This is a genomic window from Microbacterium kyungheense, assembly GCF_006783905.1.
In the GTDB taxonomy this organism is placed as follows: Bacteria; Actinomycetota; Actinomycetes; order Actinomycetales; family Microbacteriaceae; genus Microbacterium; species Microbacterium kyungheense.
Genome location: NZ_VFPE01000001.1, coordinates 1,247,470 through 1,266,914 on the forward strand (window position 1 = coordinate 1,247,470; position 19,445 = coordinate 1,266,914).

At 65.6% G+C, this 19,445-nt stretch carries 9 protein-coding genes and 3 rRNA genes; all 12 read left to right on the forward strand.

The genetic code is table 11. The features are described from left to right. Nucleotides 1–303 precede the first annotated feature (303 nt). The 12 genes from FB391_RS05550 (at nucleotide 304) to FB391_RS05600 (ending at nucleotide 19,444) form a co-directional block, all read left to right on the forward strand. A 16S ribosomal RNA gene (locus tag FB391_RS05550) occupies nucleotides 304–1,825 on the forward strand. Nucleotides 1,826–2,248: 423 nt separating this feature from the next. Continuing rightward, nucleotides 2,249–5,353: ribosomal RNA gene (locus FB391_RS05555) — 23S ribosomal RNA — on the forward strand. Nucleotides 5,354–5,478: 125 nt separating this feature from the next. Beyond that, nucleotides 5,479–5,595, forward strand: a 5S ribosomal RNA gene (rrf, locus tag FB391_RS05560). The 16S, 23S and 5S rRNA genes sit together here, the layout of an rRNA operon. Before the next feature lie 94 nt (nucleotides 5,596–5,689). Then, entirely contained in the window at nucleotides 5,690–7,327 is a 1,638-nt protein-coding gene (locus FB391_RS05565; protein WP_141893384.1) for a tetratricopeptide repeat protein, read from the forward strand. After that, complete coding sequence (locus FB391_RS05570) at nucleotides 7,327–8,376, forward strand: HAD-IIA family hydrolase (protein ID WP_141893386.1); 1,050 nt, start codon at nucleotides 7,327–7,329, stop codon at nucleotides 8,374–8,376. The genes FB391_RS05565 and FB391_RS05570 overlap by 1 nt, the downstream gene beginning before the upstream one ends. Before the next feature lie 51 nt (nucleotides 8,377–8,427). Then, nucleotides 8,428–8,586, forward strand: coding sequence for a hypothetical protein (locus FB391_RS19630; RefSeq protein ID WP_185842951.1), 159 nt, complete (start codon nucleotides 8,428–8,430; stop codon nucleotides 8,584–8,586). Beyond that, complete coding sequence (locus FB391_RS05575) at nucleotides 8,583–9,374, forward strand: TlyA family RNA methyltransferase (RefSeq protein ID WP_141893388.1); 792 nt, start codon at nucleotides 8,583–8,585, stop codon at nucleotides 9,372–9,374. The genes FB391_RS19630 and FB391_RS05575 overlap by 4 nt, the downstream gene beginning before the upstream one ends. A gap of 119 nt (nucleotides 9,375–9,493) precedes the next feature. Next, nucleotides 9,494–11,812, forward strand: a complete 2,319-nt coding sequence (locus FB391_RS05580) for a hypothetical protein (RefSeq protein ID WP_141893390.1) — start codon at nucleotides 9,494–9,496, stop codon at nucleotides 11,810–11,812. A 9-nt stretch (nucleotides 11,813–11,821) separates the two neighbouring features. After that, nucleotides 11,822–14,107 carry a hypothetical protein gene (locus FB391_RS19635; protein WP_185842952.1) on the forward strand — a complete coding sequence of 762 codons (2,286 nt, stop codon included), beginning with the start codon at nucleotides 11,822–11,824 and terminating at the stop codon, nucleotides 14,105–14,107. 4 nt (nucleotides 14,108–14,111) lie between these two features. Continuing rightward, on the forward strand, nucleotides 14,112–14,663 hold the full coding sequence (locus FB391_RS19640) for a hypothetical protein (RefSeq protein WP_185842953.1): 552 nt from the start codon (nucleotides 14,112–14,114) through the stop codon (nucleotides 14,661–14,663). Nucleotides 14,664–14,680: 17 nt separating this feature from the next. Continuing rightward, the gene (locus FB391_RS19645; RefSeq protein ID WP_185842954.1) at nucleotides 14,681–17,119 is read left to right on the forward strand and encodes a hypothetical protein; all 2,439 of its coding nucleotides are present in this window, start codon (nucleotides 14,681–14,683) and stop codon (nucleotides 17,117–17,119) included. A gap of 30 nt (nucleotides 17,120–17,149) precedes the next feature. Next, entirely contained in the window at nucleotides 17,150–19,444 is a 2,295-nt protein-coding gene (locus FB391_RS05600) for a hypothetical protein (protein WP_141893392.1), read from the forward strand. Nucleotide 19,445 lies beyond the last annotated feature (1 nt).

The window sequence follows — 19,445 nt, forward strand, 5'->3', positions numbered from 1 at the left end:
AGCCGGCCGATGTCAACATCACGGCGTGTCGGTTTGACAGACGGATCGGGCAGGATAAGATAGTGAAGTTGCCCAGCCGGGGTAGCGGGCCTTGTGGTCTGTTGCGGGTTGGTGCGTCTGATCTTTGAGAACTCAACAGCGTGCACTTGTCAAATGCCAATTTTTTTCTCTGTCGACCGGTTTTCCGGTTGGTGGGGGTCTTTTTTGGATCAATTCATGGATGTCAGTTTGATATTCGTTTTTGGTCATGGTTGAACTCGCTGGCTGGTGGTCGTTTTTCCCGATCCTGGTTGGCATCATTTTTTTATGGAGAGTTTGATCCTGGCTCAGGATGAACGCTGGCGGCGTGCTTAACACATGCAAGTCGAACGATGAAGCCTCACTTGTGGGGTGGATTAGTGGCGAACGGGTGAGTAACACGTGAGCAACCTGCCCTGGACTCTGGGATAAGCGCTGGAAACGGTGTCTAATACTGGATATGAGCTTCTGCCGCATGGTGGGGGTTGGAAAGATTTTTCGGTCTGGGATGGGCTCGCGGCCTATCAGCTTGTTGGTGAGGTAATGGCTCACCAAGGCGTCGACGGGTAGCCGGCCTGAGAGGGTGACCGGCCACACTGGGACTGAGACACGGCCCAGACTCCTACGGGAGGCAGCAGTGGGGAATATTGCACAATGGGCGGAAGCCTGATGCAGCAACGCCGCGTGAGGGATGACGGCCTTCGGGTTGTAAACCTCTTTTAGCAGGGAAGAAGCGTGAGTGACGGTACCTGCAGAAAAAGCGCCGGCTAACTACGTGCCAGCAGCCGCGGTAATACGTAGGGCGCAAGCGTTATCCGGAATTATTGGGCGTAAAGAGCTCGTAGGCGGTTTGTCGCGTCTGCTGTGAAATCCCGAGGCTCAACCTCGGGCCTGCAGTGGGTACGGGCAGACTAGAGTGCGGTAGGGGAGATTGGAATTCCTGGTGTAGCGGTGGAATGCGCAGATATCAGGAGGAACACCGATGGCGAAGGCAGATCTCTGGGCCGTAACTGACGCTGAGGAGCGAAAGGGTGGGGAGCAAACAGGCTTAGATACCCTGGTAGTCCACCCCGTAAACGTTGGGAACTAGTTGTGGGGTCCTTTCCACGGATTCCGTGACGCAGCTAACGCATTAAGTTCCCCGCCTGGGGAGTACGGCCGCAAGGCTAAAACTCAAAGGAATTGACGGGGACCCGCACAAGCGGCGGAGCATGCGGATTAATTCGATGCAACGCGAAGAACCTTACCAAGGCTTGACATACACCAGAACGGGCCAGAAATGGTCAACTCTTTGGACACTGGTGAACAGGTGGTGCATGGTTGTCGTCAGCTCGTGTCGTGAGATGTTGGGTTAAGTCCCGCAACGAGCGCAACCCTCGTTCTATGTTGCCAGCACGTAATGGTGGGAACTCATGGGATACTGCCGGGGTCAACTCGGAGGAAGGTGGGGATGACGTCAAATCATCATGCCCCTTATGTCTTGGGCTTCACGCATGCTACAATGGCCGGTACAAAGGGCTGCAATACCGTGAGGTGGAGCGAATCCCAAAAAGCCGGTCCCAGTTCGGATTGAGGTCTGCAACTCGACCTCATGAAGTCGGAGTCGCTAGTAATCGCAGATCAGCAACGCTGCGGTGAATACGTTCCCGGGTCTTGTACACACCGCCCGTCAAGTCATGAAAGTCGGTAACACCTGAAGCCGGTGGCCTAACCCTTGTGGAGGGAGCCGTCGAAGGTGGGATCGGTAATTAGGACTAAGTCGTAACAAGGTAGCCGTACCGGAAGGTGCGGCTGGATCACCTCCTTTCTAAGGAGCACCTCAGCCCTTCGGGGTTGTAGGAACCTCAGCAGAGCGAACGTCTCTGCGGGGGCTCGTGGGTGGAACATTTGACATGGCATCAGCGCGGCTGATTCCTGCTAGTACGCCAGATCCTTCGGGGTGTGGTTGGAAGGTGGGGGTTGGGGAGCGGGGTGCCTGCACGCTGTTGGGTCCTGAGGGACCGGACGCCGCCGTGGGTGGTGTGCGATTTCTTCTGGGCTCGATCTGCTGCCGGCCGTGGGTTGGTGGGTGGGTCGGGTGCCGCCCGTACTTTGAGAACTACACAGTGGACGCGAGCATCTTTGCAAGATGATTCCTCTTTGAGGGGTTGTTTTGTGTTGATGATCTTAAAGATCATTAGTCAATTTCTGGTCGCACTTTTTGGTGTGGCCCGAGTTTTGATTCTCATGTTTTCAAGTCTTTAAGAGCAAACGGTGGATGCCTTGGCATCTGGAGCCGAAGAAGGACGTAGCAATCTGCGATAAGCCTCGGGGAACTGATAAGCAAGTTTTGATCCGAGGGTGTCCGAATGGGGAAACCCCGCTGGGCGGCGTGCCGACCTAGTGACTCCCGCCTGAATATATAGGGCGGGTAGAGGGAACGCGGGGAAGTGAAACATCTCAGTACCCGCAGGAAGAGAAAACAACCGTGATTCCGTGAGTAGTGGCGAGCGAAATCGGATGAGGCTAAACCTAGCGTGTGTGAGAGCCGGCAGGCGTTGCATGTTGGGGGTTGTGGGACTTTCTTGATCATTCTGCCGAGTGGTCGACGTGACAGAAGCGTATAGACGAACCGTCTTGAAAGGCGGGCCAGAGTGGGTGCCAGCCCCGTAGTCGAAATGCGTGTTCTGGCGTGGAGAGTATCCCAAGTAGCACGGGGCCCGAGAAATCCCGTGTGAATCTGTCAGGACCACCTGATAAGCCTAAATACTCCCAGATGACCGATAGCGGACAAGTACCGTGAGGGAAAGGTGAAAAGTACCCCGGGAGGGGAGTGAAATAGTACCTGAAACCGTTTGCTTACAAACCGTTGGAGCCTCCTTGGTAGGGGTGACAGCGTGCCTTTTGAAGAATGAGCCTGCGAGTTAGCGATATGTGGCGAGGTTAACCCGGGTGGGGTAGCCGTAGCGAAAGCGAGTCTGAATAGGGCGATTCAGTCGCATGTCCTAGACCCGAAGCGAAGTGATCTATCCATGGCCAGGCTGAAGCGACGGTAAGACGTCGTGGAGGGCCGAACCCACTTAGGTTGAAAACTGAGGGGATGAGCTGTGGATAGGGGTGAAAGGCCAATCAAACTTCGTGATAGCTGGTTCTCTCCGAAATGCATTTAGGTGCAGCGTTGCGTGTTTCTTGCCGGAGGTAGAGCTACTGGATGGCCGATGGGCCCTACAAGGTTACTGACGTCAGCCAAACTCCGAATGCCGGTAAGTGAGAGCGCAGCAGTGAGACTGTGGGGGATAAGCTTCATAGTCGAGAGGGAAACAACCCAGACCACCATCTAAGGTCCCTAAGCGCGTGCTAAGTGGGAAAGGATGTGGAGTTGCTTAGACAACCAGGAGGTTGGCTTAGAAGCAGCCACCCTTGAAAGAGTGCGTAATAGCTCACTGGTCAAGTGATTCCGCGCCGACAATGTAACGGGGCTCAAGCACGCCACCGAAGTTGTGGCATTGACATTATTGGTAGGCCTTCGTGGTCCAGCCGTGTTGATGGGTAGGAGAGCGTCGTGTGGCGAGTGAAGCGGCGGGGTGACCCAGCCGTGGACGCCACACGAGTGAGAATGCAGGCATGAGTAGCGAAAGACGTGTGAGAAACACGTCCTCCGAAAGACCAAGGGTTCCAGGGTCAAGCTAATCTTCCCTGGGTAAGTCGGGACCTAAGGCGAGGCCGACAGGCGTAGTCGATGGACAACGGGTTGATATTCCCGTACCGGCGAAGAACCGCCCAAACTAACCCAGTAGTGCTAAGTATCTGAATCCCCATGACCGGAGCCTTCGGGCGATGGCGTGGGGCCTAGCGTACGACCCCATGCTGGTGCGGTTAGCGTGTTAACAGGTGTGACGCAGGAAGGTAGCCCATCCCGGGCGATGGTTGTCCCGGGGCAAGTGCGTAGGCCGAGTCGTAGGCAAATCCGCGACTCATACAGGCTGAGACACGATGCGGATGAAAAGTGGGTGATCCTATGCTGCCAAGAAAAGCATCGACGCGAGGTTCTAGCCGCCCGTACCCCAAACCGACTCAGGTGGTCAGGTAGAGAATACCGAGGAGATCGAGAGAATCGTGGTTAAGGAACTCGGCAAAATGCCCCCGTAACTTCGGGAGAAGGGGGGCCATCCACTTATATGAGCTTGCCTCAAAAAGGGTGTGGTGGCCGCAGAGACTAGTGGGTAGCGACTGTTTACTAAAAACACAGGTCCGTGCCAAGTCGCAAGACGATGTATACGGACTGACGCCTGCCCGGTGCTGGAAGGTTAAGAGGACCGGTTAGCCGCAAGGCGAAGCTGAGAATTTAAGCCCCAGTAAACGGCGGTGGTAACTATAACCATCCTAAGGTAGCGAAATTCCTTGTCGGGTAAGTTCCGACCTGCACGAATGGCGTAACGACTTCCCAACTGTCTCAACCGCGAACTCGGCGAAATTGCATTACGAGTAAAGATGCTCGTTACGCGCAGCAGGACGGAAAGACCCCGTGACCTTTACTACAGCTTGGTATTGGTGTTCGGTGTGGCTTGTGTAGGATAGGTGGGAGACTGTGAAGCGGATACGCCAGTATTCGTGGAGTCGTTGTTGAAATACCACTCTGGTCACTCTGGATGTCTAACTTCGAACCGTGATCCGGTTCAGGGACAGTGCCTGGTGGGTAGTTTAACTGGGGCGGTTGCCTCCCAAAAAGTAACGGAGGCGCCCAAAGGTTCCCTCAACCTGGTTGGCAATCAGGTGGCGAGTGTAAGTGCACAAGGGAGCTTGACTGTGAGACTGACAGGTCGAGCAGGGACGAAAGTCGGGACTAGTGATCCGGCAGTGGCTTGTGGAAGCGCTGTCGCTCAACGGATAAAAGGTACCTCGGGGATAACAGGCTGATCTTGCCCAAGAGTCCATATCGACGGCATGGTTTGGCACCTCGATGTCGGCTCGTCGCATCCTGGGGCTGGAGTAGGTCCCAAGGGTTGGGCTGTTCGCCCATTAAAGCGGTACGCGAGCTGGGTTTAGAACGTCGTGAGACAGTTCGGTCCCTATCCGCTGCGCGCGTAGGAAGTTTGAGAGGATCTGACCCTAGTACGAGAGGACCGGGTTGGACGAACCTCTGGTGTGCCAGTTGTACTGCCAAGTGCACCGCTGGTTAGCTACGTTCGGGATGGATAACCGCTGAAAGCATCTAAGCGGGAAGCCGGCCTCAAGATGAGACTTCCATACCTTCGGGTGAGAGGCTCCCAGCCAGACTACTGGGTTGATAGGCCAGATGTGGAAGCACGGCAACGTGTGCAGCTGACTGGTACTAATAAGCCGACGACTTGATAAACACTCCCCCCACCACTGGTGGGGCTCTGAGAGTGCTCGCGTCCACTGAGTGGTTCCCGATGTACGGTCGGGAACACAACAAAACACAGACTTTTGTTATGTGACAACCTGAAACATCGAAAGAGTTTCGGCGGCCATAGCGAGAGGGAAACGCCCGGTCCCATTCCGAACCCGGAAGCTAAGCCTCTCAGCGCCGATGGTACTGCAGGGGGGACCCTGTGGGAGAGTAGGACACCGCCGGACACCCATTCACGGAATGGCCACCCACACCCTGGGTGGCCATTCCGCGTTAACGCGGGTGATTGCCGACGCCGCCCGCATCCAGGAGGATCGAACAATGGCAGACCAGCAGCCGCGCGACGACGAACGCGCGCCGCGTCAGCGATCCGGAGGCGGGCGGACCTCTGGTGGCAGCAAGCCGTACGCGAAGCGCGACGGCGACCGCAAGCCGTACGAGCGTCGAGACAACGACCGCAAGCCGTACGAGCGCCGCGACAATGACCGCAAGCCGTATGAACGTCGCGATGGCGACCGCCCGTATGCCAAGCGCGATGGCGACAAGAAGCCGTATGGCGACAAGAAGCCGTATGGCGACAAGAAGCCGTATGGCGACAAGAAGCCGTATGGCGACAAGAAGCCCTACGGCGACAAGAAGCCGTACGAGCGTCGCGATGGCGACCGTTCGTACGCCAAGCGCGATGGCGGCAAGAAGCCGTATGGCGACAAGAAGCCCTACGGCGACAAGAAGCCGTACGAGCGTCGCGATGGCGACCGTCCGTACGTGAAGCGTGACGGTGACAAGAAGCCGTACGGCGACACGAAGCCGTACGGCGACACGAAGCCGTACGGCGACACGAAGCCGTACGGCGACAAGAAGCCGTACGAGCGTCGTGACAGTGACCGCAAGCCGTATGAGCGTCGCGACGGCGACCGTCCGTACGTGAAGCGTGACGGCGACAAGAAGCCCTATGGCGACAAGAAGCCCTACGAGCGTCGTGACAACGACCGCAAGCCCTACGAGCGTCGTGACGGCGACCGCAAGCCGTCCGAGCGCAGTGCTCGTCCGACCCGGGGCGGCGCGAACCGCCCCGATCGTGCGGTGCGCGAGGGTGAGATCCGTCCCGTCCGCGCGCGGCATGACGATCCGGTCCTGCCCGAGGACGTCACAGCTCGTGACCTTCCACCGGGAGCGCGCAACGAGCTGAAGACGCTCAGCAAGGAGAACGCCGACCAGGTCGCGCGACACCTCGCGATGGCGTCTCAGCTGATCGACGAAGACCCCGAGCTGGCGCACCAGCACGCGCTGTCGGCCTCGCGCCGTGCCGGCCGGATCGCGGTCGTCCGCGAGACGCTCGCGATCACCGCCTATGCGACCGGCGACTACGCGCTGGCGCTGCGCGAACTGCGCACCTATCGCCGCATCTCCGGCAACGACGATCAGATCGCCCTGATGGTCGACAGCGAACGCGGTGTCGGTCGTCCGGACCGCGCGCTCGAGGTCGGCCGGTCCGTGGACCGCACGACGCTCGAGACGGCCGAGCGTGTCGAGCTGGCCATCGCCATGTCGGGCGCACGCCTCGATCTCGGCGAGCCGGAGCGGGCGCTGCAGGAGCTCGACATCCCCGAGCTCGACCCGGACCGCGCGTTCGAGTGGAGCCCCGGGCTGTTCGCCGCGCGCGCCGCCGTGCTCGAGGAGCTCGGCCGCAGCGACGAGGCCGCGCAGTGGCAGCAGCGCGCGGTGGTCGCCGCGGAGGCGCTGGATGCGGCATCCGGCTTCGGTGATCTGGAGACCATCCTCGTCGAGGAGATCCTCGAGGAAGACGACGAGGACGACGACGACATCGACGGCGCCGACGATGCGGATGCCGACGAGCCTGCGAACGCGGACCCGTCGGTCGCCGACGAGGTGGCCGAGATCCTCGTCGAGGCGGGTGTCGACGAGCACGAGTCCGCGGCGGACGAGGCACAGGCCTGATGGCGCTGTTCGGGCGCCGCACGCAGACAGAAGGACTCGCACCCGCGCCGCTGGACGGCGTGGATGTCGTGCTCGCCGACCTCGACGGTGTCGTGTACGCGGGGCCGGGCGCTCTGCCCCACGCGGTCGAGAGCCTCAACCGGGCTCGCGACCAGAGGACCATCGGCTACATCACCAACAACGCCGCCCGCACGGATGCCTCGGTCGCCGCGCATCTGACGGACCTCGGTCTCGACACCGCCCCGCGCGACGTCGTCACCAGCCCGCAGGCGGCGATGCGCCTGCTCGCGGAGCGGATCGCTCCGGGCTCCGCCGTGCTCGTCGTCGGAGGCGACGGCCTCGTCACCGAGGTCGAGAAGGCCGGCTTCGTCGTGACGCGGAGCGCGGACGACGCTCCGGCCGCTGTCGTCCAGGGCTTCGCGCCCGAGGTCGGATGGACGCAGCTGGCAGAGGCGGCGTTCGCTCTGAAGACGCCCGAAGAAGAGGGCGGCATTCCGTGGGTGGCGACGAACACCGACTGGACGATCCCGCAGTCCCGGGGGATCGCCCCCGGCAACGGCACGCTGGTGTCCGCGGTGCACACGGCGGTCGGACGGCTGGCGACGGTCGCGGGCAAGCCCGAGGTGCCGATCTTCCAGGAGGCCGTCGCGCGGTTCGGTGCGCGGCAGCCGCTGTTCCTCGGCGACCGCCTCGACACCGACATCCTCGGCGCGAACCGTGCTGGCATCGCGTCGGCGCTCGTGCTGACGGGAGTCGACCGGCCCAAGCACGTGCTGGCGGCTCCTGAGGGCTCGCGTCCGACCTACATCCTCGGCGACCTGCGCGAACTGCACGAGCCCTACCCGTCGGTGCACGTCTCGGACGGCGTGGCGACGGTGCGCGACGCGAAGGTGGCGATCGACGGACCCGACATCCGGATCCTGTCGGCCGGCGGCCGGCCGATCGATCTGGTGCGCGCCGGCGCGGCGGCGATCTGGGATTCCGGTCGCGCGATCTTCGGGTTCCGGGTGCCCGAGGAGCTGTACGCCGACCCGTTCCACCGGCCCTGAACCGCCGCGTCAGCCGGGGTGCCGCGCAGAGGCCGACGTATCCTGGGTGACATGGATGAGCCCCGCGTATCCGAGGACGAGACCGGCGACCTGCTGTCGACGCTCGAGGTGATCGAGGCGCAGCCGCTCGCCACGCGTGCAGAGGCGTACGACGCGCTCCACGACACGCTGTCGCGTCGCCTCGAGGCGACGCCGGGCGCACCGGCATGACCCAGCGGCTCGACGCCGCGCTGGCGGCCCGCGGGCTCGCGCGCTCCCGCACGCACGCCGCGACGCTCATCGCCGAGGGGCTGGTGACAGTCGACGGGCGCCCGGTCGTCAAGGCGTCCGCGCCCGTGGACGACGACACCGCGATCGTCGTCGCCGGCGCCGATCACTACGTCAGCCGCGCGGCCCACAAGCTCATCGCCGGCCTCGACGCGTTCGGCGTCGATGTCGGCGGGCGGGTCGCACTCGACATGGGAGCCTCCACCGGCGGATTCACGCAGGTGCTGCGGGAGCGGGGCGCAGACCCCGTGATCGCGGTGGATGTCGGTCACGGCCAGCTTGCGGCATCCATCGCCCTCGATTCGGGCGTCATCTCGATCGAAGGCTTCAACGTCCGCTACATGACGCCCGAATCGCTCGCGGCGGCCAGCGGCGTCGCGGGGCCGCCGTCGGTGATCACCGGCGACCTGTCGTTCATCTCGCTCGCGCACGTGCTGCCGGCGGCTCGCGAGGTCGCAGCGCAGGACGCCGATCTGGTGCTGCTCATCAAGCCCCAGTTCGAAGTGGGGCGCACCGCGGTCAAGGGCGGGCTCGTGACCAACCCGGTGCTGCGTGCGGACGCGGTCGCCGGCGTGCTGTGGACCGCGTGGGACCTGGGTCTCGGCACGAGCGGGCTCATCGCGTCGCCGATCGCGGGCACGCACGGCAACCGCGAGTACGTCGTGCACCTGTCGGCGAGCGGCACGATCCCCGAGCAGTGGCGCGACGAGGTCGAGCGGCTGACGGCCTGATCCCGCCCTCACGGGCGGGCGGTATCAGAGGGGCGTGCCACCCCTCTTAGGTGGCATCGGACCACCGGCGCGAGGTCAACGGGGCAGCGCCACGTCCGCGAAGCGCGGCGGGAGCGATCGTGCTCAACTTCCTGAACCACTTCTCGGTCCCCGGCGTCGACCACGTCACGGTGTACCACGACGACCAGGACCCGAACCTCTACTACACGGTCCCCGAACTGCCGTCGCTGCTGACCCGCGACGACGGCTCGCCGTCGTTCACACTGATCTCGTTCGCGCGCGACTTCACGCTCCTGGCCGACAGCGCCAGCCAGCTGCCGACGGCCGAGACCGAGGGCGGGCTGCTGCAGCTGACGACGTCGCTGGAGGTGTCGGATGCCGACCAGCAGACGATCCGCGAGTACATCGCCGGCGGCATGGACGGGATCCCGCGTCCGTCGCTGCGCGGCCGTCGGCTGATCCTCCTGCGGCCAGGAGCGGCGGTGGGGCGCGACATCAAGCTCGCGTATCCGACCTGGGTGGACGGCAAGGTGGCGTTCCACCTGTTCCCCTCCGGCGGCGACACGTTCGTCAAGGCGCTGCAGGGGTCCGAGAAGCCGTCCCTCGTCGCCAGCAACCTGGCCTCGTACACCGCGCTGCTCGGCCAGGAAGGACTGCGGCTCATCCGCAGCTCGATCGAGGACGGGTGGAGCCCCGGCACGATCAACTACGACATGTCGTTCGTGGCCCGTATCCCGAGCCTGTCGGTGAAGGTGTGGGGCGAATCGCACGACGTCTACCAGGAGATCAAGGACCACACCACGGTCACCGAGACCTACCGCAGCGGCAACCGGGTGCGCACCTACCAGTACCCCCAGGTGTCGAGCCTGGACGAGCTGCGTGACATCTCGACCTCGCTGCACATCGAGTACGACGTCGGAGACTTCCGCGGCGGCGGCGAGGGGGAGGACCCGACGAAGGCGCTCGAGGACGTCGTGTTCACGATGGTGCAGCAGCTCATCACGACCCGCTTCCTGAGCCCCGGGTTCGAACCCGGCCTCAAGGCCGAGAAGCTCGGCACCGATCCGCTCGCCCACGGCGGCGGTGAGAAGATGCCCGCCGGAAACCAGCTGTGGCTCAAGGACTTCGAGCAGAGCATGGACGTGAAGATCGACTTCACGTTCTCGGGATCCACGAACTTCCTCGTCGAGAAGCACCCCAACTCGGAGCTGTTCGCCCTGGTGGGCAAGGAGCAGGTGAAGAAGTCGATCATCGAGGCCGATCTCAGCAAGCCCTACTTCACGCTGCTGGACGTGCCGGTGCAGGTCACCGCGGACTTCGATCGCGATCCGATCGCCGCCATCAAGGTCTTCCTGGAGTACGACCACGAGGACGAGAAGGGCGCCGGTCGGAAGCGTCAGGTGGAGGAGTTCCTGTTCGACGCGAACGAGGACCGCTACTTCTTCCGCACGGTCATGGCGCGCGCCGCCGACGGCACGCCGAAAGACACCTACACGTATCGCAGCGAGATCATCTACAAGGCCAGTGCGACGTCCGAGAAGCTGGCGCCGGTCACGACGAACGACCGCAACCTGATCATCGGCTACGACCAGCTGAACTGCGTCAATGTCGCGGTGTACTGGGGTGCCATTCCCACGGATGCCGTGCAGCAGGTGCAGGTGTCGTTCCGGTATCCGGGAGTCCAGCTGCCGTCGGCGACCGCCGATGTCGTGCTGCGGCTCGACGCGCCGCAGGGAAGCTGGTTCACGTACACGGGAGAGAACGCGTCGCCCGAGTACGAGTACGACGTCACGTTCTTCATGGCGGACGGTCAGCGGATCGCCCTCCCGACGCAGAAGGCGTCGACGCAGCGGCTGATCATCAACGCGCCCTTCGAAGACAAGCTGGCAGCCACCTTCGTGCCACAGGGGACCTTCCCGCCGGTGGCGTCCATCGTCGTCACGACGAAGTACGTCGACGGGGACTACGAGGTCGGCGACGTGCATCCCTTCACCGCGGCCGGCGAGGTGTGGGAGTGGCGTATCGATCTGCGCGACCGGGCCAAGCGCACGTTCCAGTACCGCGTGGACGTCACCTATGCCGACGGCTCGTCGAGCACCGGCGAGTGGCAGGAGGGCGCCGAAGGCACCGTGCTCGTCGGCGACGTCGCGCGCGACATGCTGAAGGTCGAGATCGTCACCGACCTCGTCGACATGACGAAGTGGAAGCTCGTCATCGTGCGGCTCGCCTACGACGCGGGCGACGGCACGACCGCCGAGCACATCGTGAAGCTGACCGCCGCGCCGCCCGCAGCGGGCGACCTGGTGTGGACGGTGCCCATCACCGACCCCGCTCGGCGCGGCTACACGTATCAGATCCAGGCCTTCGGCAACGCCGGCGAGCGACACCTCGTCGAGCCCACGCCGGCGACCGACCCCCTGCTGGTGCTGGAGTTCTGAGGAGCCATCGTGCCCGAGTCCCTGCCGTTCCAGACCGCGGTCCTGGCCACCGCCCTCACGCCCACGCTGGCGCAGCTCCAGGTGGACCAGCAGCCGAGGCTGCGCGCACGCGCGTTCGACGTCGGCCGCCTGAACCTGGCGCTGCTGCACGACCTCGCCCTGACGCCGCAGCTCACCGACGCCCCGCACGTGACAGCCCCGCCCGGGCAGATCGAGCGTGCCGTCGCGGGCGCCGACGGCACCGTGTACTTCGTGCCGCAGGCCCGCATCGCTGAGAGGTCGCGAGCCACCCGGGCGCCGCACGTGTTCCTCGCGAAGGGCGACGGCGGCGTGACGCTGCAGGTGTGGTTCGACCTCGTCCGCCACCCGTCCCTGCCGACCCCGGCGCAGCCGTTGCCGGTCGACGGGTTCACGGTGTCGCTGCTGAGCGCGAGCGGCGGGAGGATCGACTTCACCCGGTGCGATTCGCTCCCGCCCGCGGAGGGCGCCGACCAGGTGATCGGACGCCTGTACTGCGAAGCCGTCGTGGATCCGAACACCGCGGTCACGATGCTGCAGTCCGACGGCACGGTGTTCCGCGTCGAGGGCGACGTCCACTATGCGACGGGGCAGACCGCGACGCCTGCTCCGGTGTTCGATCCCACCGACATCAAGATCGCCGGACCCCTGCGCGTGCCGTTCGGCGGGCTGCGCGGCGTGGGCGGACCGCAGCGGATGCCGGCGCTCGTCCGCTCCCGTGCGCTCGCGGGCGTGCGATTCGACACGGCGGTGCTCACGGGTGTGGGCGCCGTGGTCGCCGACCCCGCGCCGGCGACCACGTGGACGCAGCAGACGAGCCGGCTCTCGCTCGGCGCCGCCGACCGGGACGGGGTCGCCGCGTGCTTCCCGCCGTCGGTGATGCAGAACCGTGCGATCTACGCACAGGTCACGAGCGGATTCGGCAGCGAGCCCTGGTCGGAGTGGGTCGAGTCCCCGAACGGTCGATTCATGGACTCGCCGGTGCCCGACCAGTTCTACGTCCTGCCCGACGAGTACCGCCTCGCGTTCGACGCCGAGACCAGGACGCCGTCGATGATGGTGCTGCTGGTGCCGCCCAGGCGCACCGAGGGCTCGGCGGAGCCGACGACCTTCGGCGCGTCGTACACGCTGCGCACGCGCTTCAGCGTGGTGCCGTGGATCGACCCGGCCCGCCGCGAACGGCTGCGGGCCGAGATCGCGCAGCACGCCGGCATCCCGTACCCGCGGCTGCTGATCGGCGGTGCGCGCAGCGCGACCTGCCAGCTGTCGACGGTGCTGCACGAGCTCGGCTCGTCGCTCGTCGGGTCGGCCGACGCGGGCGTCGCCGTCGATCCGCTGGGCTTCGACCTCGTGCTCGACTGCACCAGCGAGTTCTACTCCACGCTGTCGCATCTGCTGGTGACCGACGGCGTCGACGCCGAGGTGACCGTCACGCTCGTCTCGGACGGAGAACAGCCGCTCACCGCCGGGGTGCCGGTCAGCCTGCGACTGGACCGTCCTGCCTCCGACGTGCTGTCGGCCGAACTGATCCCGGCGCCCGTGCCCGAGCCTGTGCCGGCGCCGGCCGAGCCCGGACCCGCCGACGCGCCCGCTGAGCCCGTGCCGGAGGCAGCGGTCCCGCCGGTCGCGATGCCGGTCGGACCCCCGACGCTGCGCGTGGCGAATCCGCTCCCGTACGCCGTGACGGTGTCGCAGGCGTCGGTGAAGCTGCTGGTCGTCGACGCGACGCTGCCCAGCCCCATCGGGGCGGTGGATGCCGCGCCCGCGCCCGCCTCGTTCACACTGCCGGCGGCGGGCGAGCAGCCGTCGACGATAGACCTCGTGCTCACCCCGGCCGCGGCGGACCAGCCGCCGCTGTACGGGTCGGTGGGGGTCGCGTTCCTGGGGGTCGACATCGATATCGACCCGCAGCAGGTGCTGTCGAAGGCCTATGACACGGGTTCGTCGGGTGCCGTCTCGAGCGAGGTCGAGCTGCGCTGCTACCAGCTGGAGCACCCGGACGTGCTTCCGACCGAGCTTGCCGGCGTGTTCGGCCTGGAGGTGCAGCTGCGCAGGTCTGAGACCGCGGAGCCGATCACGGCGTTCCTCACGCGGGATCAGCCCTCGATCCGCGTGCAGGTCGGGTTCACGCTCGCCGACATCATGGCCGGCGCCCGGCCCGAGCAGCCCGCGTTCCAGTGGCGCCGTCGCAACATGACCGGCGCCGGGAGCGGCGACTGGTCGGCGTGGGAATCGATCACCGGCAGGCAGCTGTTCCTGTCGCCGACGGGGATGTGACACCGTGTCCGCCTCGCCCACCCGCATCGTCGCCCACGGCGTCGAGTGCGTGAGCGTGGGAGGGGCGCGCTGGCGCTACGTCTCGCTCGCGCCCTGGCCGCAGCTCGGGCCGGACGGGACGCCGCTGGTGTCGCTGCTGCGCGCGGGCTCCATCGCCATGGTTCAGCTCGGCGTCCAGCTCGACCCGCCCGGCGACGTGCTGGAACGGGCCCGGGCCGCCGTCGAGGCGGCGGTGGCGGCATCCATCGTCCTGGAGAGCGGGGTCGACGGTGTCGAGCGCATCGACGTGGTGCTCGAACCCGGCGCGGGGGAGCGGATCGCGGCCACGTCGGCCGGCAGCGGCTACCCGCCCTACACCGCGGTGTTCTCGCTCCGGCCCGAGGGCGACGACCTCGACGCCTTCGCCGCCGCCGTGGGCGGCGCTTCCGGCCGCGTCGAGATCCGGTACCGCGTGCGGCGTGACGGCGCCGACGCGCCCGTCTCGGCAGATCTCGCGGAATGGATGCCGCACCCGGCGTCCGTGCCGCGGCACGACCCGGCGCCGTCCGGCGCCTGAGAACGCAGGAGAGAGCGATGTTGAAGATCAGCAAGCAGGAGCTCGTCGACGGCGTCACCGTGTTCGGCGACGACACGTTCGACGACGTGTTCTACCCGGTCCCCGAGCTGCCGCGGTTCCGCACCGACGACGACGGCTCGCCGGTCTTCCGCTACCTGAAGTACCGGAATCCCCTCGACCACCCCGACGGCAGGCGCGGAGGCGGGTACGCCTTCTTCGACACCGAGTTCACCTTCACACCGGCGCAGCTCGAGAAGCTGAAGGAGGCGCTGGACGCGAAGGTGCAGGCGATGGCGGGGCAACCGGGGTTCCGCGCCTCGCGCCCGGGACCGCCGGAGGCGCATCTGGGCACCATGACCTACACGCGCGGGACGGCGAACCTGCTGCTCAAAGAAGACGGCGGTGCGCTCATCGAGGCCGTCCGCGGGGCGGGAAAGCCTTCGCTGTTCGGCCGCAACATCGCCGCGTTCATGGTCGAGTTCACCCCCGAGGGCGCGACCCTGTTCGAGCAGGCGCTGCAGGGAAAGGGAGGCGTCGTGCAGGTCGTGTACGACCTGTCGTTCGTCGCGAAGCTGCCGGAGATCAGCGGGCGGGCGTGGTTCGAGGCCGACCGGTTCTACTCGTACGAGCAGACGATCGACATCGACTGGGAGATGTACGGCGACGACGAGTACGTCGACCGGATCCGCGAGGAGTTCGTCGACCACGAGACCATGGGCATCGACCTGCACCTGGACGCGGTGCTGCCCGACCCGGAGGCGGACCGCAAGCTGAAGGACAAGATCCGCACGATGATGGAGCGCGCACTGCAGGACGCGGTGCTGCGCAAGATGATCCCCGACATCGAGGCGGTCCCGATGGACGAGCGGGGGATGCCGGAGGACATCGAGCATCTGAAGCGCTCGTTCGAGACCTCGAAGGTGTCGTCGTTCGAGCAGACCTACCGTGAGAACTCGGCGATCGAGTGGAACATCGTGCCGCAGGGCACCCTGCCGAACATCACGAACATGGTCGACGCGGCGGGCGACCCGGTGCGCTGGGCCGACCACGCCACAGAGGTGGACCTGAACGACCCGTTCTTCCAGACGCTGCACGTGAAGGTGGGCGTCAACGCCGACTTCGGCGCGCTGCCGATCCACTCGATCGAGGTGAAGCTCGAGTACGACCACGGAACCCAGCACAAGATCGAGGAGTACGCCTTCGCGAGCGCCGACGACTCGGCCGAGTTCCAGACGTTCATCGACGCCGGGGTGCGCGAGTACACGTATTCGTACCAGGTCAACTACGTCGGCTCCTCGCGCACCTTCGTCGCCCCGCCGACGACGACGACCGACACGGTGCTCACGGTCAACGTCGACGACATCGGGCTGCTCGATGTCGAGGTGCAGGCAGGCGACATCGACTTCACCAAGGTCGCCTCGGCACAGGTCACCGTGCGCTACGAGGACGCCGGCACCGAGAAGTACGAGGAGCAGTTCGCACTGACCAAGGACGCCCCGTCGCACCGTGCCCAGCATGTGCTGTTCCAGCCTCGCCGCAATCCGGTCCGCTACCAGGTCGAGTACTTCCTCGTCGACGGCCGCCGGATCCTCACCCCTGAGCAGCAGACCGAGCGCTCGCCGATCCTCGTCAACGACCCGCTCGGTCGCACGCAGAAGTTCGAGGTGCGCGGGGTCGGCGACTTCACGGGTCGGATCTCGCAGATCTTCCTGGACCTCGTCTACGAGGACGCCGCCAACGCGTACACCGTCGAGCAGTCGGTCGTGCTGTCGGCGGGCAGCGAGGCGGTCTCGCAGCCGTACGCCGTGCTCGGTGAGGGCGGCGGAGTGGTGCGCTACAGCGGCACGATCCGCTACAAGGACGGCACGGTCAAGCCCATCCCGCCCGCCGTCGCGGACGGCACGATCATGGTCGGCGACGTGGTGTCGCGCAAGATCGCGCTGACCGTCGTGCCGGACCTCGTCGACTGGACGCGGGTGCGGCTCGTGCAGGTGGCCCTGCGTCACGGGCCTGAAGCCGGCGGGGAGGCGAAGGACCTCATCTTCTCGCCCCAGAACCCCGCGGCCGCGACGTGGGAAGTGCCGCTGCAGGACGGCGAGGATGCGGCATACCGCTGGAGTGCGACGTACTTCCTCGCCGACGGGACGCAGCAGAGCACGCCGATGACGGCGTCGACGGCGCCCTCCCTCGTGCTGCAGCCCCCGGTGACGGCGGTGCCGACACCGACTCCGACACCCACGCCGGTCCCAACGCCGACCCCGACCCCGACACCGACGCCGGTCCCAACGCCGACCCCGACGCCGACCCCGGCGCCCACGCCGGTCCCAACGCCGACACCGACACCGGCGCCCGCCCCGGCCCCGGTTCCTGCACCGACACCGGCGCCGGCACCCCCGATCCCCGGTGGTGCCACGCCGCCTCCGCCGCCGATCCCCGGCGGCGCGCCCACCCCCTGACGTCGAACACCGAGAACCGAGCGAGGAGCCATGCTGTACCTCAACCCGCCGTACTACGTGATCGACGGCGTCACGCTGATGCCCGACCACGAAGATCCGCTGCAGTTCTACTTCATGCCCATGTCGCCGCACCTGAGCGTCATGGACGAGGGCGGGCTGCGCATCCCGAAGATCCAGGTGATCAAGTACTCCGGGCGGCCGACTCCCGCCGCTGACGTGGTGTCGGGCGGCTTCCTGGACTTCGACACGAACCTCGGGATCGAGCCCGACAGACTCGCGGCGATCGCCGAGCAGCTGCGCGGCGAGGCGCGGCTCACCGATCTGCCCCGACTCGCCCCTGTCCCGCTCATCGAAGGCTCTGTCCGGATGATGCTCTTCGGCGTCGAGTCGCCGGAGGAGGATGCCGGCCTGCCTGGTCGGCGCGAGGAGGAGGAGCTGCCGGGACCGGCGTTCGTGCAGAAGATCGTGCACGCGGCGAAGCCGTCGCTGTACGGCGACAACCAGGCGGCCTTCTCGGTTCGGCTGGACCAGGAGGGCGTGACCATCCTCGACAAGGCGATGCGCGACGAGATCCTGCCGATCGGCGTCGTGTACTCGCTGCAGTACGTGGGGTTGCGCCCGGCGTACAAGGTGAAGGTCGACGTCGACTGGGATCGGGTCCAGCACCATTTCGAGTCCAGCGAATCGGTGAATGTGCCGTTCATCGCCTCTTCGCAGATCGACAAGGTGATCGACGAGCTCGTCGAGAAGCAGATCATCAAGATCGAGGCCGAGAACCTGGTGGCCGACGAGGACGACACGGGCGGCGCCGGCGGGCGCTACGACGCCGCGCTCGCCCAGGTGCGCGAGCTCGTCTTCGAGAACTTCTTCCAGCCGAGCCTGGAGCCCATGGAGCGTCAGACCGACGACGGCATCGACGACTTCGGGCGCGTGCTGCAGACCATCACGACCCACGGGTTCGGGTCCGTGTGGGAACGCAAAGAGGTCGACATCACCCGCATCGACCGCAAGAAGCTCAACATCGACATGAGCGAGCGCACCTCGGTGATCCGCGAGATCCATCCGCAGGGGCACCTGCGGGGGATCATCCGCGACGTCGAGTCGCAGGGTCTGGACTTCACGCGGTTCCTCACCGAGGTGTCGCTCGAGGACCCGTTCTTCGCCCGACGCAGCGTGCGCGTGATCCCGCGCGCCGACTTCGCCACCGACCAGATCGAGTCGATCAACGTCAGGCTCGACTATGCGGGGGCGGTCAAGAACGTCGTGATGGATGCCTCGTCCGCCGAGCAGTCCGTCGAATGGCAGAGCTCGCTCGAAGACGGCCGCATGCGGGCGCCGGTGGACGTGTCGTACGACGTGCTCTTCTCGACGGGGGCCGTCGGCCGGCCGCGCATGGTGCGCGCGCCGGTGCAGCGGATCGAGGGGGACGTCGTCCAGATCGCGCCGCGCGAGGGCGTCGGCTACGAGCTGCGGTGGATCAGCTTCACTGTGATCGACTTCCCGTGGGAACTGTACGACACGATCGAGGTGCACTGCTCGTACGTCGACGAGGCGAACAGCATCCGCATCTCGAACCAATACGCGCTCACCGCGGAGCACAGCACGGGCGCCTGGCCGGTCTTCGCGCTCGATCCCGGACGCCGGACCGTCGGCTATCGCACCATCCTCCACGGCGTGGACGGCCGCGACTGGGACAGCGGAGAACTGACGACCGACGACGACCAGATCCGGATCACCGATCCGTTCGGCGCTCGCCGGGTGCTCGACATCGTGGCGCCGGCGTCCCTGTTCGGCACGCAGCTCGACCGCGTGTTCGTCGACGTGCGCTACGACGACGACGCCAACGGCATCCACAAGCGGCAGTCCTTCGAGCTGAGCGCCGCCGACTCCGCGACCAAGCGGTTCTCGGTGGAACTGCTCGACCCCGCCCGCCGGCGCGTCTCGTACACCGTGTCGATGCTCCGCGTCGACGGGATCGTCATCGACATCCCCGAATCCACCACGGAGCTCGACCGCGTCATCGTGACGCCCCAGATGCGCGGCCATCGCACGGTCGAGGTGGTGGCGGACGGACTGGACTTCGCCGGGCTCGGCATCCGCCAGGCGACCGTCGAGACCCTGTACGACCGGCCTGCTCTGGGTCTGCGGTTCGCCGATTCGCTGACGATCACCGCCGCGAATCCGAGCGACACGTTCGAGTACGACTTCGCCGAGGGCGACCCCGCCTTCACCTACCGCGTCATCCACACGCTCGACAACGGCCTGACCCGCGACAGCGGATGGCGCACGTCGAGCACCGACCGGGTCGCGGCCACGGTCGACTGAG

Excerpts from the sequence above, each read along its gene's own strand:
- FB391_RS05565 (WP_141893384.1), top strand. The coding sequence starts at position 5,690 with ATGGCAGACCAGCAGCCGCGCGACGACGAACGCGCGCCGCGTCAGCGA.
- FB391_RS05570 (WP_141893386.1), top strand. The coding sequence starts at position 7,327 with ATGGCGCTGTTCGGGCGCCGCACGCAGACAGAAGGACTCGCACCCGCG.
- FB391_RS19630 (WP_185842951.1), top strand. The coding sequence starts at position 8,428 with ATGGATGAGCCCCGCGTATCCGAGGACGAGACCGGCGACCTGCTGTCG.
- FB391_RS05575 (WP_141893388.1), top strand. The coding sequence starts at position 8,583 with ATGACCCAGCGGCTCGACGCCGCGCTGGCGGCCCGCGGGCTCGCGCGC.
- FB391_RS19645 (WP_185842954.1), top strand. The coding sequence starts at position 14,681 with ATGTTGAAGATCAGCAAGCAGGAGCTCGTCGACGGCGTCACCGTGTTC.
- FB391_RS05600 (WP_141893392.1), top strand. The coding sequence starts at position 17,150 with ATGCTGTACCTCAACCCGCCGTACTACGTGATCGACGGCGTCACGCTG.